This is a genomic window from Plantactinospora alkalitolerans, assembly GCF_015690345.1.
GTDB lineage: Bacteria > Actinomycetota > Actinomycetes > Mycobacteriales > Micromonosporaceae > Plantactinospora > Plantactinospora alkalitolerans.
The window spans coordinates 1-14,470 of the sequence record NZ_JADPUN010000069.1; the positions used below are offsets into that span (position 1 = coordinate 1).

The following is a 14,470-nucleotide window of genomic DNA, read 5'->3' on the forward strand; positions in this document are numbered from 1 at the left end:
TCCAGGGGGTGGGGAGCGAGTGCCATCATCGCGGTTCGCCGGTCCACCGGACGGCCGGGTCACCCCGCCGGCCGCCCGTCGCATAGCGTGATGCGCATGTCTGTTCTCCGGGTGCCGGACCCTGCCGCCGCACTGCGCGACTTCGTCGCGCGGGTGTCCCCGTACGATCCCGAGCCGGCTGCCGGCCCCGTCGGATCCGTCGATGTCCGCACCGGCGACGGGGTCGAGACGATCCTGGTCACCCCGCACCTTGCCCGTGCTCTGGCGGAGGCGCTGGCCGGCTATCGTGACCGGGCCGACCGGGGCACCTGCGCGAGTTGTGGAGGCCGCCGGCTGGACGAGAATCTGCACTGCGCCGACTGCGGCCGGCTGCACGGGGTGCTCGGCGAGGTGATCGCAAGCCAGGCCGAGCGGGTACGGCTGGGGGAGCCGGCGGGGTCGGGAGACGCCGCGCCGTGAGAGTTGGACTCTCCGGCTACGAATCCCGGCGCCACCTGTGTTGTGTGGCAGCGTTGGGTGGTACAGGATCGGCGCGTCGACGGCAGGGCCCGGTGCTCGCGCCGCCAACAGGGTCGGATACGACCGAGTGGAGCGGGGAGGCGTGGTGACCGAGCGGAGCGGCGAGGTCGGCGGGTGGCCCGGCCGGAGCGGGGCGCTGCGGTGACCGGCTCGTCCGTCGTGCCGACGCGGACATATCCCCACGGTGGGCTGGGGCGGCACGCCAAACTGCCGCCCCGGGAACGGCTGCGGGTGCTGCTGATCGAGGACGACGACGCCGACGCCTTCCTGGTGGCGGAACTCCTCTCCGAGACCGAGGCGGGAATCGAGCTGCTGGTCGCGAACAGCCTGAACGCGGCCCGGCCGCAGATACCCGAGGTCGACTGCGTGCTGCTCGATCTCGGCCTGCCGGACGCGCAGGGGCTGGACGGCCTGCGCCAGGTGCTGAACATGTCGACCGGTGCCGCGGTCTGCGTGCTCACCGGCCGTTCCGACGAACACCTCGGGGTCGGGGCGGTCGCCGAGGGCGCCCAGGACTACCTGGTCAAGGGTCAGGTCGACGGGGTGCTGCTGGCCCGCTCGCTGCGGTACGCGGTGGAGCGCAAGCGCGCCGACGAGAACGCCCGGCGGCTGCGCGAGGTGGAGCTGCGCCAGGCGGAGTCCGCCCGGCTGGAGCGTGGTCTGCTGCCGCAGCCGTTGACGGACACCGACCTGGTCAAGGTGCACACCTTCTACCGCCCGGGCCGGCACGAGGCGTTGATCGGCGGCGACTTCTACGACGTGGTGCAGACCACGCCGAACCGGATCGACCTGATCGTCGGTGACGTGTGCGGGCACGGGGTCGAGGAGGCCGCGCTCGGCGTCGAACTGCGGGTCGCCTGGCGGGCGCTGGTGCTCGCCCGGGTCCCCGACGAGCAGGTGCTGCCGGCACTGGAGCAGGTGTTGATGAGCGAGCGGTCGGCGCGGGAGATCTTCGCCACGGTCGCCACCGTCCGGCTCGACCTGGCCGGCAACCGGGCCACGGTCCGGCTCGCCGGGCATCCCCCGCCGCTGCTGCTCGCCGCCGGACGGGTGGTGCCGGTACCCGCGCCGCACGGGTTGCTGCTCGGGGTGCGTCCCCGCCCGCCGGTCGCGTACGACCTGCGGTTCGACACCGAGGACTGGTCTCTGTTGATGTATACGGACGGACTGATCGAGGGTCGGATCGGTGCCGGCGACGAACGGCTGGACGTCCCCGGCCTGAGCGAGCTGGTGGGCGATCCGGGCACCCGGAGGGTGGCGCTGCCGGAGCTGCCGGGCTGGCTGGTCGAGCAGGCCGAGGCGCGCAACGGTGGCCCGCTCGCCGACGACGTGGCGATGCTGCTGGTCAGCCGGGGGGAGGGGCGATGAGGCAACTTCAATGGACCCTGCGTCGTCGGGTCGCCGCGCTGTGTGTGGTGGTTGGCGTGGTGCTGGGGCTGCTGGCCGTCAGCGCGGCGGTGGTCGCCGCCAACAACCGCCAGCATCTGGACACCCTGCTCACCAAGACCGGTCCGCTGCGCACCGACGGGCAGGCGCTGCTCAGCTCGCTGGTCGACCAGCAGACCGGGGTCCGGGGCTACGCGGTGACCGGTGACCAGGCGGACCTGGCGCCGTACCGGACCGGGGTCGAGCGGGAGACGAAGCTGATCGCGTCGATGGACGCGCTGCTCGACGACCACCCGGAGATTCGCCGGCAGCTGTACACGGTGCGGGACCAGGCCCGGCAGTGGCGGGAGGTGGTGGCCCAGCCGGCCATCCAGGCGACCGAATCGACCGGCAGGGAGGCCGCGCAGGCCCACCTCACGGCGCAGGGCAGCGGACGGTTCACGACGCTGCGCGGCGAGGTGGAGACGTTGCAGGGGCTGATCCTGGCCCTGCGCAACACCGTCGCCGAGAACGCGCGGCGGACCGGGAACACCCTGGTACTGCTTCTCGTCCTGGCCGCGATCGTCGTGGTGCTCGCCGGCATAGCGCTGCTGACCTCGTTGAACCGGCTGGTCATCGGTCCGGTGACGACACTGGCCGCCCAGGTGCGGCAGGTCGCCCGCGGCGACTACCAGCGCGATATCGAGAAGGTGGGTCCGCCGGAACTCGCCCGGCTCGCCGGTGACGTCGACGCGATGCGCCGCCGGATCGCCGAGGACCTCTCCGAGGTACGCCAGGCGCGGGAACGGATCGAGTGGGTCAACAGCCAGTTGGAGAAGCAGGCCGAGGAACTGGTCCGGTCGAACCGGGACCTGGAGCAGTTCGCCTACGTCGCCTCGCACGACCTCCAGGAGCCGCTGCGCAAGGTGGCCAGCTTCTGCCAACTGCTGCAACGCCGGTACGCGGGGAAGCTCGACGAGCGCGCCGACCAGTACATCGCGTTCGCCGTGGACGGCGCCCAGCGGATGCAGCGACTGATCAACGACCTGCTCGCCTTCTCCCGGATCGGCCGACTCACCACCGGCTTCACCGAGGTGGACCTGGATCGGGTGATGGCGGACGTCGCGGGACAGACCGAGGCCACCCGCCGGTACGTCGACGGCGAGCTGACCTGGTCGGACCTGCCCGTGATCCGGGGCGAGGAGACCCTGCTGACCAACCTGCTGGCCAACCTGGTGGGCAACTCGCTCAAGTTCCGCCGACCGGACGTGCCGCCGAAGGTGCACGTCTCCGCGCGGCGGGTGGGCGAGGAGTGGGAGATCAGTTGCCAGGACAACGGCATCGGGATCGAACCCGAGTTCGCCGACAAGATCTTCGTGATCTTCCAGCGGCTGCACGCCAAGGACGCCTATCCGGGTACGGGTATCGGGCTGGCTATCGTGAAGAAGATCGTCGAATATCACGGCGGTCGGGTCTGGGTCGATCCGGAGAGCCCCGAGGGCACGCTGATCCGGTTCACCCTGCCCGTGCCTCCGGAGGTGCGTGAGCTGGAGGAGCCGGCCGGGGTGGCGACGCCGGAGGAGCGGGACGGCGGCTCCGACGATCCCGCGCCGGCCGATGACCCGGTCGCGGAGCGGAGCGGGAAGTCCTCGGCCGACCCGGCCCGGCCGGCCAGCGACATGAAGGAAACTGTATGACGAGCGACTGGATCCACGAGGAGGGCCGATGACGGCACCGGCAGACGGCAGGAGCCCGATCGAGGTGCTGCTGGTCGAGGACGACCCGGGTGACGTGCTCATGACGCAGGAGGCGTTCGAGGAGCACAAGCTGCGTAACCGGCTGACCGTGGTCTCCGACGGAGCCGAGGCGTTGGCCTACCTGCGTCGGGAGGGCGAGTACGCCGACGCGGTGTCGCCGGACCTGATCCTGCTCGACCTCAACCTGCCCCGCCGGGACGGTCGGGAGGTGCTGGCCGAGATCAAGCGGGACGAGCAGCTCTGCCGGATCCCGGTGGTCGTGCTGACCACCTCGCAGGCCGACGAGGACATCCTGCGGAGCTACCAGTTGCACGCGAACGCGTACGTGACGAAGCCGGTGGACTTCGAGCAGTTCATCTCCGTGGTACGGCAGATCGACGAGTTCTTCGTCAGCGTCGTGAAACTTCCGCCGCGTGGTTGACCCGTCGCTCGCCGACGAGGTCGGGGCGCTGATGCGTCGCGCCGCCGCGGACGCCATCCTGCCGATGTTCCAGCGGCTCCACGACTCCGACGTGACGGAGAAGGCTCCCGGCGAGGTGGTGACGGTGGCGGACCGGCGCGCCGAGGAACTGCTCGACGCCGGGCTGCGCCGGCTTCTGCCCGACTCCGAGGTGGTCGGTGAGGAGGGGGTTGCCGCCGATCCGATGGTGCTCGAACGGCTGGCCGGGCCGGCGGAGGTGTGGCTGGTCGATCCGTTGGACGGTACGGCGAACTTCGCCGCCGGGCGACAGCCGTTCGCGGTGATGGTGGCCCTGCGTCGGGCCGGGATCACCGAGTTGAGCTGGATCCTCGACCCGATCGCGGACACCCTGCTGGTGGCTCGGGCCGGTGCGGGGGCGTACCGGGACGGGGTGGCGGTGCGGTCGGCGGCCGAGCCGCTGCCGGTGGAGACGCTGCGTGGTGTGGTGCCGACCCGGTTCCTACCGCCCGATCTTCGCGAGACGATCCTGGCCGGCGCCCCGCGCGTAGGTGCGATACTGCCGGGCCAGCACTGTGCAGGTCGGGAATATCCGGACATCATCGCTGGTCGGCAACACTTCGCGATCTTCTGGCGGACGCTGCCCTGGGACCATGTTCCGGGAACGTTGCTGGTCGAGGAGGCCGGTGGGGTGGTCCGGCGACTCGACGGCAGTGCCTACGACCCGGCCGACGACCGGGCCGGACTGCTGGTCGCGGCCAACGAACAGATCTGGGACGCGGTGCACGGCGCCCTACTGACACCCGCCTGAGGTGCCCGGCGCCCTACTGACACCCGCCTGATCGGCTGGTCGGGCGCCGGTTGTCGGCAAAATTGCCCATCTTGTGGTAATAGATGCAGCACCGTCGCGGGCCGACAGCGAGGTCGGCTTCCGGTAGGCTGACCGGCGGTCTCCGCCAGGTGGCGTCCCACCGGGTGCCGGCGGTGGCCGCCGCCGAATGGTCATTGTGGATCCTCCGGGGTCGGCGGCCGACGAAAGGAACGACTTTCGTGCGCATGACGGCCATCGTTCGGCTGCGTGGTCCGCGCCGGTTCACGGCACTGCTCGTCGCTGCCGCGGTCCTCGCCGCGACGCCACCGGTCCTGGTCGGGACGGTCGCCGGTCCGGCGTCGGCCGCGCCCAGCTCGCCGGGTGACGAGGGCGGGACCAAGAAGCTCCGGGACGCCCTCGAATCGGCCTCGAAGGGCCACATCGAGGCCACCGCGAAGCTCACCAGCTCCAAGAAGCGGCAGGGCGAACTCGGCGCGCAGCTCAAGCAGGTCGAGGCGCGGATCACGACACTCACCGCCGAGGTCGGTGTGATCGCCGCCGAGACGTACCGCAGGGGGCGGCTCACCCCGGTCTCGGCACTGCTGAACAGCGCCTCGCCGCAGTCCTTCCTGGAGCGGGCCGCCGGACTCGAGATGATGGCGCAGCGCGACGACCAGCAACTGCGGGAGCTTGCCGACTCGCTCGACCAGGCGACCCGGGCCAAGAACGCGATCGACGCCGAGGTCAAGGAACAGCAGCGCCAGGTCGAGGTCATCGCCCGGAAGAAGAAGGACGCCGAGCGTGCGCTCGCGGCCGTCGGAGGCAACCCGACCGGCTCCCTGATCAGCGCCAACTCGCCGCTGGCCAAGCCGGCCCCGCGCAACTCCGACGGGTCGTGGCCCAAGGAGTCCTGCACCATCAAGGACCCGACCACCAACGGGTGCATCACGCCGCGCACCCTGCACGCGCTGAACCAGGCCAAGGCCAACGATTACAAGCGGCACACCTCCTGCCACCGCGACGGTGGCGGCGGCGAGCATCCGAAGGGGCGCGCCTGCGACTTCTCGGCCGCGGCCGGTGGCTTCGCGAACCGCGACGCGACCGGTGGCGACCGCACCTACGGCAACGCCGTCGCCGCGTTCTACGTCAAGAACGCGAATCGGCTGGGTGTGCTCTACGTGATCTGGTACCGCAAGATCTGGATGCCGGGGACCGGTTGGCGGGCGTACAACGGCGGTGGCGATCCGGCGTCCGACCACACGAACCATGTTCATCTGTCGATGTTGTAGCCCGGGGCCGCCGTTCGGATGCGTACCATCGCTGCGATGGACACGTCACCACCTGAGGTAGCCGACGTCGGCACCCTGCCGGACGAGCCGGCCGGGGTCCAACGGCACGCACTGCCACCGGGTCTGGCCGCCGCGCTGGTCTTCCTGGCCAGCGGGGCCGTGCTCGTCCTGGAGACCGCGTCGCTGCGGCTCGTCGGCCCGTACGTCGGGGTCACCCTCCAGGTCACCAGCTCGGTGATCGGGGTGGCCCTCGCGGCGATCGCGTACGGGGCCTGGGTCGGTGGCTGGCTCGCCGACCGTCGCGACCCGCGCCCGCTGCTCGCCCCCGCACTGGTGCTCGCCGGCATCTGCACCGCGCTGACCCTGCCGATCGTCCGGTACGCCGGCGAGGTGCTGCGCGGCGACGCCGCGGTCGGCATCCTGCTGCTGACCGCGATGGCGATCTTCCTTCCGGCAGCACTGCTCGCCGCGGTCACGCCGCTGGTGGTCAAGCTGCAACTCGGCGACCTGCGCCGGACCGGACAGGTGGTGGGCAGGCTGTCCAGCATCGGCACCCTCGGCGCGATCACCGCGACCCTGGGCACCGGCTTCGTGCTCGTCGCCGCCATGCCGAGCACCGCCATCATCATCGGACTCGCGGTACTGCTCGGGGTGACCGGTCTGGCGCTCGGCGCCTACCTGCACCGCCAGGCCGGCAGCACGCTGCCCCGCCCGTCCCGGGCCACCGCCGCGCTCGCGGTGCTGGGCCTGGCCGGCGCCTCCCTCTCGGCCGTCGCGCCCAACCCCTGCGACATCGAGACCGCCTACCACTGCGCCTCGGTCGAGCCGGATCCGGACAACTCCACCGGCCGGCTGCTGGTGCTCAACTCGGCCTGGCACTCGTACGTCGACCTGGCCGACCCGACCCACCTCGAATTCGAGTACACGAAGTGGATCGGCGCGGTCGCGGACGTGACGAGGCCGTCCGGTGAGCCGCTGGCCGCCGTACACCTGGGGGGTGGTGGCTTCACCATGCCCCGCTACCTGACCGCGACCCGGCCCGGGACGCGGAACGAGGTCTACGAGATCGACGGCGGGCTGGTCGAACTGGGCCAGCGCGAGCTGGACGTACGCCCGGGCCCCGAACTTCGGGCCAGGGTGGGCGACGCCCGCATACTCATCGGCGAACGGCCCGACCGCAGCGCGGACCTCGTGGTGGGGGACGCCTTCGGCCATCTGGTGGTGCCCTGGCACCTGTCCACCCGGGAGATGGCCGCCGAGGTCCGCCGGGTGATCCGTCCCGGCGGGATGTACGCACAGAACGTGATCGACTATCCGCCGCTGCGCTTCATCCGCGCCGAGGTCGCCACCGTGGCGGCCGAGTTCCCCCACGTCGCCCTGATCGCACCGCCGAGCGCGCTGTCCGGCTCGCACGGAGCGAACTTCGTGATCGTCGCCTCCGACGCGGCGCTGCCGCTGGAGGCGCTGCGACAGCAGCTCGTCACCTCGGCGGAGGCCCCCGTCACCCTGCTCTCCGGTTCCGGGCTGGACGAGTTCGTCGGCGACGCGATGGTGCTCACCGACGAGTTCGCCCCGGTCGATCAACTGCTCGCCACCTCCTGAGTTTCCTCCAGGGGAGGTGTGGCCGGCCGAGTTTCCTCCGGGAGGTGTAGCCGGCCCGGCATTGGGCAAGAAAATTCCGTATGACCGGGTGGGGCAGGCGGGGCGGTTCGACGAACGGCTACGGGACCGAGCTGGTCGGTGAGCGTTACCGGCTGATCGAGGAGCTCGGCGAGGGTGGCATGTCGGTGGTCTGGCGTGGCCACGACGAGGTGCTCGGCCGGGCCGTGGCGGTCAAGATGCTCACCCCGCGACTGGTGAACGACCGGACCTTCCGGCACCAACTCCGGGTCGAGGCCCGGGCCGCCGCCCGACTCTCCCACCCGCACATCACCGGGGTGTACGACTACGGCGAGTCGGTGCGGTTCGGCCGGACCGTCCCGTACGTGGTGATGGAACTGGTCGACGGGGAGTCCCTGGCGAACTGGCTCGACCGGGAGGGGACGCTGCCCTGGCGGGACGCCGTGGTGGTCGGCGCGCAGGTCGCCGCCGCGTTGGCCACGGCGCACGCCCGGAACATCGTGCACCGGGACATCACCCCGGGCAACGTCATGCTCACCGGGATGGGTGCGAAGGTCGTCGACTTCGGAATCTCGGCACTGGTCGGTGAACGGGACGGCGACGCCGACGGCGGGTTGTACGGCACGCCCGCCTATCTGGCCCCGGAGCGACTGACCCGCGGCGAGGTCTGCCCCGCCACCGACGTGTACGCGCTCGGCCTGCTGCTGTACCGGATGCTGACCGGGCGACTGCCCTGGCGGGCGGCGACCCGTACCGACATGCTGCGGGCTCACCTGCACCGCGAGCCGGCACCGATGCCGCCGGTGCCGGGACTGCCGTCCGAGGTGGTCACGCTGGTTGACCGAACGCTGGCGAAGGTGCCGGCAGAGCGGCCGAGCAGCGCCGAACTGGCTCGTACCCTGTCCCAGGTCGCCGGGGTGGCGGTGCCGCTGGTCGGTCTGGTCGGTCTGGTCGGTCCGGAACCTTCCGGGTCGGGGCAGTCGGGGCAGTCGGGACAGTCGGGACCGGCGGTGCCGATGGTGCCGATGGTCGACCCGGGCACCGCCATCCTGTCCCAGGTGACGACGACAAGTGCGGCCCCGCTGGCCCGGCCGTCCCGCCGCCCGCTTCCGGCGTGGGCAGGCAACCCGCTGCGGATCGCCGCCGTCGGGATCGGGCTGCTCGCGGCGACCGGAGCGGTCTGGGCGGCGAGCGGCGAGGACCCTCAGTCGGCCGGCGTCACCGCTGGGGCGACGAACCCGGCGGCGGGCTCGGCAACCTGCGGGGTGGACTACGCGCTGCGGATGGACTCCGCGCGGGCCTTCGAGGCCGAGGTCACGGTGACCAACCTCGGTGCCCGGCCGGTCCGCGACTGGACGCTGAACTTCGCTTTCCCCGGCGACCAGGTGCTGAAGGCCAACCCGTCGCCCGGTTCCCGGCAGGAGGGCCGGAACGTGGTGCTCCGGCCCGCCGAGGACGGCCCGGAGGCGGTCCTGCCGGCCGGCGGTGTCGCCCGGTTCAACCTGGTCGGTACGCACGGCGGCGCCAACCCGCTGCCGGTTGCGTTCACGCTCGGGGACAGCGCCTGCTCCGTCCAGGTCTCCGGCGTGGCGGGGGAGACCGGTGGCGTGGCCGCGGGCACCGTGGCCGGAACGCAGGCGCCGATCACCTCGCGGCCGGCCAGCCGCCCGAACGGCGACGCCGGGCCCGAGAAGAAGGGCCCCGCAGCGGACGGCCCGGGACCGGCTGGTCCGGCACCGAAAGGCCCGGGACCGGCCGGTCCGAAGGACAAGGGCCCGAAGCACGGCTAGGACCGCGGTGGCGGCGAAGACCGACCACACGATCTTTCGCGGGTACGGCGACCGGCGGTCGTGAACCGGTCGGGAGACCGGACGACCACGGGTACGACTGCTGTCTGCGCCGGCCATCCCTCTGCGGTTACTTGTGGGTTTCAGCCACATAGCCCGTGCGTGACGTCACTCCTACCGTGGGCCGACGATGCTTTCCACCACCCCCACACGTGGAGCGACGATGACGGTCCGGACGACGCGGCGGCTGTTTGTCACCGCCACTACGCTGCTGGCCGTGGCGCTCGCCGCGACGGCCTGCGGCAGCCCACAGGAGACCGCGAGCGGAGGCGGCGACAGTGCCGCCCCGGTCAAGGTCGGTCTGGTCTACTCCCAGTCGGGGGTGCTGGCCAGCTACGGCAGGCAGTACATCGAGGGATTCAAGGCCGGCCTGGCGTACGCGACCAACGGCAGCAACAAGATCGGTGACCGTCCGGTCGAGGTGACCGAGGTCGACGACGCGGGCGACCCGGCGAAGGCGGTCTCGGCGGCGAAGGACCTGATCGGCAAGGGCCACAGGATCCTGGCCGGCTCGACCGCCTCCGGCGTCGCCCTCCAGGTCGCGCCGATCGCCGCGCAGAACAAGGTTCTCTTCATCTCCGGACCGGCCGCGACCGACGGCGCGACCGGGGTCAACCGGTACACCTTCCGGTCCGGGCGGCAGTCGTTCCAGGACGTGCTGACGGCGAAGTCGTTCATCGGGGACGCGGCCGGCAAGAAGGTCGTGGTGTTCGCCCAGGACAGCGCGTTCGGTAAGAGCAACGAGGCCGCGGTCAAGGCGGTCATCGGCGGTGCCGGCGCCACGGTGAGCAGCGTGCTCGCCCCGGCCAGCGCCACCGACTTCACCCCGTTCGCCAGCCAGTTGACGGCGGCCGGGCCGGACCTGCTCTTCGTGGCCTGGGCCGGCACCACCGCCCCGGCGATGTGGCAGACGCTGGACCAGCAGGGTGTGCTCACCTCCACCACCGTGGTCACCGGCCTGGACATCCGGGCCTCCTGGCCCACCTTCGGGGCGGCCGGCACCAAGATCTCGTTCCTGTCGCACTTCTTCGACGGCGCCGCCGACAACCCGGCCGCCCAGGCGGCCAGGACTGCCGTACCGGGCGGCGTGCTGGACCTGTTCCACCCGGACGGGTTCGCCGCCGCGCAGATGATCGTCCGGGCGGTGCAGTCCGGCGGCGACGACGTCGACAAGATGGTCACCGGCCTGGAGGGCTGGAGCTTCGACGGGGTCAAGGGCAAGATGACGGTCCGCGCCGAGGACCACGCCCTGCTCCAGCCGATGTTCCAGGCGAAGCTCAGCGGCACCGGCGAGGCGATGAAGGCGGCGTCGCAGAAGGTGCTGACCTCGGACGAGACGGCGCCGCCGGCCGTACCGATGAAGGGCTGAACCGTGCTCGCCACCCGCGAACTGACCTGGCGGATCGGCGAGGTCGCCATCGTGGACGGCGTCGACCTGGACCTGGCACCTGGGGAGTTCCTCGGCGTGATCGGGCCGAACGGCGCCGGCAAGACCTCACTGTTCAACCTGGTGTCCGGCCTGCGCCGGCCGACCGCCGGCCGGGTGCTGCTGAACGGTACGGACATCAGCGCCCTGCCCCCGTACCGGCGGGCCCGGCTCGGGCTGGGCCGGACGTTCCAGGCCTCCTCGGTCTTCGGCTCGCTCAGCGTGCGGGAGAACGTCCGGCTGGCCGTGCAGGCGCATCGCGGTGGCTCGATGAGACTGTGGCGGCGGGCGGCGGCCGACCGGGTGGTGGTCGACGCCGCCGACGCGGCGCTGGACCGGGTCGGCCTGACCGGCCGGTCGGCGGCGCTGGCCGGCACGCTCGCGCACGGCGAGAAACGGAAGCTGGAGATCGCGCTGCTGCTCGCCGGCGAGCCGACCGTGATGCTGCTCGACGAGCCGATGGCCGGGGTGAGCGCCGAGGACGTGCCGGAGCTGGTCGCGGTCATCAGGTCGCTGACCGGCGACAGTGGTCGGTCGGTACTTATGGTGGAGCACCACATGGACGTGATCCTCGGGCTCGCCGACCGGATCGCGGTGATGCACCACGGTGCGCTGCTGGCCTGCGACGTCCCGGCGACGGTGATGGCCAACCCGGTGGTGCAGGAGGCGTACCTGGGTGAAGCGCTATGAGCGGTCCTCCGCCGGACGGCGTGCCGGTCCTCGAGGTGTCGGACCTGTCGGTACGGATCGCCGGCCTGCACATCCTCCAGGGAGTTTCGTTCACCGTCGCGCCGAGCGGGGTGACCGTGCTGCTCGGCCGCAACGGGGTCGGCAAGACCACCACGCTGCGGGCGGTCCTCGGCCTCACCCCGCGCGGCGGCGAGGTACGCGGCACGGTGCGGATGGGGGACCGGCTGCTGGGTGGCGAGCCGACCCACCGGCTGGTCCGGGGCGGACTGGGCTACGTGCCGGAGGACCGCTGCGTCTTCGCCGGCCTGACCGTGACCGAGAACCTGCGGCTGGCCGAGCGCCGCTCCGGCACCCCGGCGTACGACCGGGTCTTCGAACTCTTTCCGGAGCTGAACCGACGTGGCCGGCAGCGGGCCGGCTCGCTCTCCGGCGGGCAGCAGCAGATGCTGGCGATCGGTCGGGTACTGCTCAACGACAACCGGCTGCTGCTCGTCGACGAGCCGACCAAGGGGCTCGCCCCGAAGGTCGTGACCGAGGTGGCCGAGGTGCTGGAACGGGTCGCGGTCGCCGTACCTGTGCTGCTGGTCGAGCAGAACCTGGCGGTGGTACGCCGACTGGCCCGGGACGCGGTGGTGCTGGCCGCCGGGCGGGTCGCCTGGGCCGGCGACGCGAACGAACTGCTGCGGGAGCCGGAGTTGACCAGATCCCTGCTCGGTGTCGGCACGGTCGCCTCCTCGGACGGTGCGGAGGTGGTCGGGCCGTGAGCACGATCGTGCTGTTGACGCTGACCGGGTTGGGGCTGGCCGCGCTCTACTTCCTGGTCGCCTCCGGACTGTCCCTGGTGTTCGGGCTGGCCGACGTCCTCAACTTCGCGCACGGGCTGTTCCTGTCCGTGGGCGCGTACGCCACCTGGTGGGCGGCCGGGAACCTGCCCGGTGCCGGACCGTCCGGATTCGGTTTCGTCCTCGCGGTCGCGGTCGGCGTACTCGCCGGGGCGGTGGTGGGGATGGCCGTCGAGCTGATCATGATTCGTCCGCTCTACTCCCGGACCATCGAGCAGGTGCTGGTGACGGTCGGGCTGTCCCTGGCCGGAGTGGCGCTGCTCCAGGCGACCTGGGGTGCGGACGCCCGCCCGTTCCCCCGGCCGGACTGGACCCAGCGGGTGACCCCGGTGCTCGGCGCCAAGGTGCCGAACTCCGGCCTGCTGCTCATCCTCGCCGCCGTGGTGGTCCTGGCCGCGCTGCTCGGCTTCCTCCGCTACACCCGGTACGGGCTGGTGATCCGGGCCGGGGTGGAGAACCGGGAGATGGTCACCGCGCTCGGCATCGACGTACGGAAGGCGTTCACCCTGGTCTTCGCGATCGGTGGGGCCGCCGCCGCGCTGGCCGGAGCGCTCGGCGGGGTCTACTTCGGTTCGGTCTCGCCCGGCCAGGGCGGATCACTGCTGATCTTCGCCTTCATCGTGGTGGTGATCGGCGGAATGGGCTCGGTCGTCGGCTCCGCGTACGCCGCCGTCGCGGTCGGTCTGCTCCAGCAGTTCGTCAACTACTACGGCACCTCCGGCGCGGGGGACGTCTGCGTGGTCGCGCTCCTCGCGATCGTGCTGCTGCTCCGCCCGCAGGGCATCGCCGGAAGGGCGGCAACGACATGACCGGGCGCAGCGAGGGCGTCAGGTGGCGGTCGGCCCTGCGGACCTGGTCACCGCTGCTGGTACTGCTGCTGTTCGCGGTGCTGCCGTACTCGACGGTCTCCGTACCGGGGATCTTCGACGGGCCGGTCAACGCGCCGGGAACGCTTCAACTGCTCGCCATCTGTCTCGTCTTCGGCGGTCTGGCGGCCGGCTACGACCTGCTGTTCGGCCGGACCGGGATGCTCTCCTTCGGCCACGCGCTCTACTTCGCCGCCGGGGTCTACGGCACCGACATCCTGGTGACCAGGGCGGGGCTGCCGCTGTGGCAGGCGGCGTTGCTGACGCTGACCGGTGGCGCCGTCCTGGCCGCCCTGCTCGGTGCGGTCGCGCTGCGTACGGCCGGGATCGCCTTCGCCATGGTGACCCTGGCGTTCGCCCAGGTCGGCGCGATCCTGGTGGCCCGGGACTTCGGCGGGCTGACCGGCGGTGAGGAGGGCCTGCCGCTGGACGTCTCGGGGCTGCCGGCGATGCTGGTCGGGGTCGCGAACACCGTCAACCTGTACTGGTTGGCGCTGGCCTATCTGGCCGTGGTCGTCTTCGTGGTGCACCGGGTGACCGATTCACCGACCGGGCGGGTCTTCGCCGGGCTGCGCGACGACGAGCGGCGGATCGGCGTACTGGGGCTGGACCCGTACCGGTTCAAGCTGGTCGCCTTCACCCTGGCCGGTACGTTGGCCACGGGTGGTGGGGTGATCTACTGCCTGCTGGTCGGGGGCGCCTCGCCGCACGTGACCTCCTCCGAACTGACCCTGTCGCTCCTGGTGATGGTGGTGCTGGGCGGCCCGGGTACCCGCTGGGGCACGGTGCTGGGCGGCATGCTGTACATGTACCTGGATCACCGGCTCACGGCGTTCGGCGCCTCGTCGGCGGTGGACTCACTGCCGGGCGTGCTGAGCGGGCCGCTCTCCCAGCCGCTCTTCGTGCTCGGCACGGTCTTCATCCTGGCGGTCTACTTCTTCCCCGGTGGCCTGGCCGGGCTCGCCACCCGGCTCGGCCCGCTCCGCACCGCCCTGCCAACCCGCCGCCCCGACCCCACAC

Annotated in this window: 13 protein-coding genes; all 13 read left to right on the plus strand. The window is 71.7% G+C overall.

Annotated elements, in window-relative coordinates; genetic code table 11:
- Positions 1-96 precede the first annotated feature (96 nt).
- Positions 97-459 carry a hypothetical protein gene (locus tag I0C86_RS04565; RefSeq protein WP_196199930.1) on the plus strand — a complete coding sequence of 121 codons (363 nt, stop codon included), beginning with the start codon at positions 97-99 and terminating at the stop codon, positions 457-459.
- A gap of 174 nt (positions 460-633) precedes the next feature.
- Positions 634-1,887, plus strand: coding sequence for a PP2C family protein-serine/threonine phosphatase (locus I0C86_RS04570; protein ID WP_196199931.1), 1,254 nt, complete (start codon positions 634-636; stop codon positions 1,885-1,887).
- Positions 1,884-3,581 (plus strand): sensor histidine kinase, encoded by a 1,698-nt coding sequence (locus tag I0C86_RS04575; protein ID WP_196199932.1) that lies wholly within the window; start codon positions 1,884-1,886, stop codon positions 3,579-3,581. Before I0C86_RS04570 ends, I0C86_RS04575 begins: the two co-directional genes overlap by 4 nt.
- 28 nt (positions 3,582-3,609) lie before the next feature.
- Complete coding sequence (locus I0C86_RS04580; protein ID WP_196199933.1) at positions 3,610-4,062, plus strand: response regulator; 453 nt, start codon at positions 3,610-3,612, stop codon at positions 4,060-4,062.
- A 31-nt stretch (positions 4,063-4,093) separates the two neighbouring features.
- On the plus strand, positions 4,094-4,870 hold the full coding sequence (locus I0C86_RS04585; RefSeq protein WP_196199942.1) for an inositol monophosphatase family protein: 777 nt from the start codon (positions 4,094-4,096) through the stop codon (positions 4,868-4,870).
- 245 nt (positions 4,871-5,115) lie between these two features.
- Positions 5,116-6,159, plus strand: coding sequence for a coiled-coil domain-containing protein (locus I0C86_RS04590; protein WP_196199934.1), 1,044 nt, complete (start codon positions 5,116-5,118; stop codon positions 6,157-6,159).
- 36 nt (positions 6,160-6,195) lie between these two features.
- Positions 6,196-7,761: a fused MFS/spermidine synthase gene (locus I0C86_RS04595; RefSeq protein ID WP_196199935.1), complete on the plus strand. Its 1,566-nt coding sequence runs from the start codon at positions 6,196-6,198 to the stop codon at positions 7,759-7,761.
- Between the two features lie 80 nt (positions 7,762-7,841).
- On the plus strand, positions 7,842-9,569 hold the full coding sequence (locus I0C86_RS04600; RefSeq protein WP_196199936.1) for a protein kinase domain-containing protein: 1,728 nt from the start codon (positions 7,842-7,844) through the stop codon (positions 9,567-9,569).
- Between the two features lie 220 nt (positions 9,570-9,789).
- Positions 9,790-10,995 carry a substrate-binding domain-containing protein gene (locus I0C86_RS04605; protein WP_196199937.1) on the plus strand — a complete coding sequence of 402 codons (1,206 nt, stop codon included), beginning with the start codon at positions 9,790-9,792 and terminating at the stop codon, positions 10,993-10,995.
- 3 nt (positions 10,996-10,998) lie between these two features.
- The gene (locus I0C86_RS04610) at positions 10,999-11,742 is read left to right on the plus strand and encodes an ABC transporter ATP-binding protein (protein WP_196199938.1); all 744 of its coding nucleotides are present in this window, start codon (positions 10,999-11,001) and stop codon (positions 11,740-11,742) included.
- Positions 11,739-12,506, plus strand: a complete 768-nt coding sequence (locus I0C86_RS04615) for an ABC transporter ATP-binding protein (protein WP_196199939.1) — start codon at positions 11,739-11,741, stop codon at positions 12,504-12,506. Before I0C86_RS04610 ends, I0C86_RS04615 begins: the two co-directional genes overlap by 4 nt.
- The gene (locus I0C86_RS04620) at positions 12,503-13,393 is read left to right on the plus strand and encodes a branched-chain amino acid ABC transporter permease (protein ID WP_196199940.1); all 891 of its coding nucleotides are present in this window, start codon (positions 12,503-12,505) and stop codon (positions 13,391-13,393) included. Before I0C86_RS04615 ends, I0C86_RS04620 begins: the two co-directional genes overlap by 4 nt.
- The coding region (locus tag I0C86_RS04625; protein WP_196199941.1) for a branched-chain amino acid ABC transporter permease at positions 13,390-14,470 on the plus strand (1,081 nt) is incomplete at its 3' end. The genes I0C86_RS04620 and I0C86_RS04625, both read left to right, overlap by 4 nt.

Bases quoted from the DNA above. Each gene is read 5' to 3' on its own strand.
- I0C86_RS04565 (WP_196199930.1), top strand. From the start codon at position 97: ATGTCTGTTCTCCGGGTGCCGGACCCTGCCGCCGCACTGCGCGACTTC.
- I0C86_RS04575 (WP_196199932.1), top strand. From the start codon at position 1,884: ATGAGGCAACTTCAATGGACCCTGCGTCGTCGGGTCGCCGCGCTGTGT.
- I0C86_RS04580 (WP_196199933.1), top strand. From the start codon at position 3,610: ATGACGGCACCGGCAGACGGCAGGAGCCCGATCGAGGTGCTGCTGGTC.
- I0C86_RS04585 (WP_196199942.1), top strand. From the start codon at position 4,094: ATGCGTCGCGCCGCCGCGGACGCCATCCTGCCGATGTTCCAGCGGCTC.
- I0C86_RS04590 (WP_196199934.1), top strand. From the start codon at position 5,116: ATGACGGCCATCGTTCGGCTGCGTGGTCCGCGCCGGTTCACGGCACTG.
- I0C86_RS04595 (WP_196199935.1), top strand. From the start codon at position 6,196: ATGGACACGTCACCACCTGAGGTAGCCGACGTCGGCACCCTGCCGGAC.
- I0C86_RS04600 (WP_196199936.1), top strand. From the start codon at position 7,842: ATGACCGGGTGGGGCAGGCGGGGCGGTTCGACGAACGGCTACGGGACC.
- I0C86_RS04605 (WP_196199937.1), top strand. From the start codon at position 9,790: ATGACGGTCCGGACGACGCGGCGGCTGTTTGTCACCGCCACTACGCTG.
- I0C86_RS04615 (WP_196199939.1), top strand. From the start codon at position 11,739: ATGAGCGGTCCTCCGCCGGACGGCGTGCCGGTCCTCGAGGTGTCGGAC.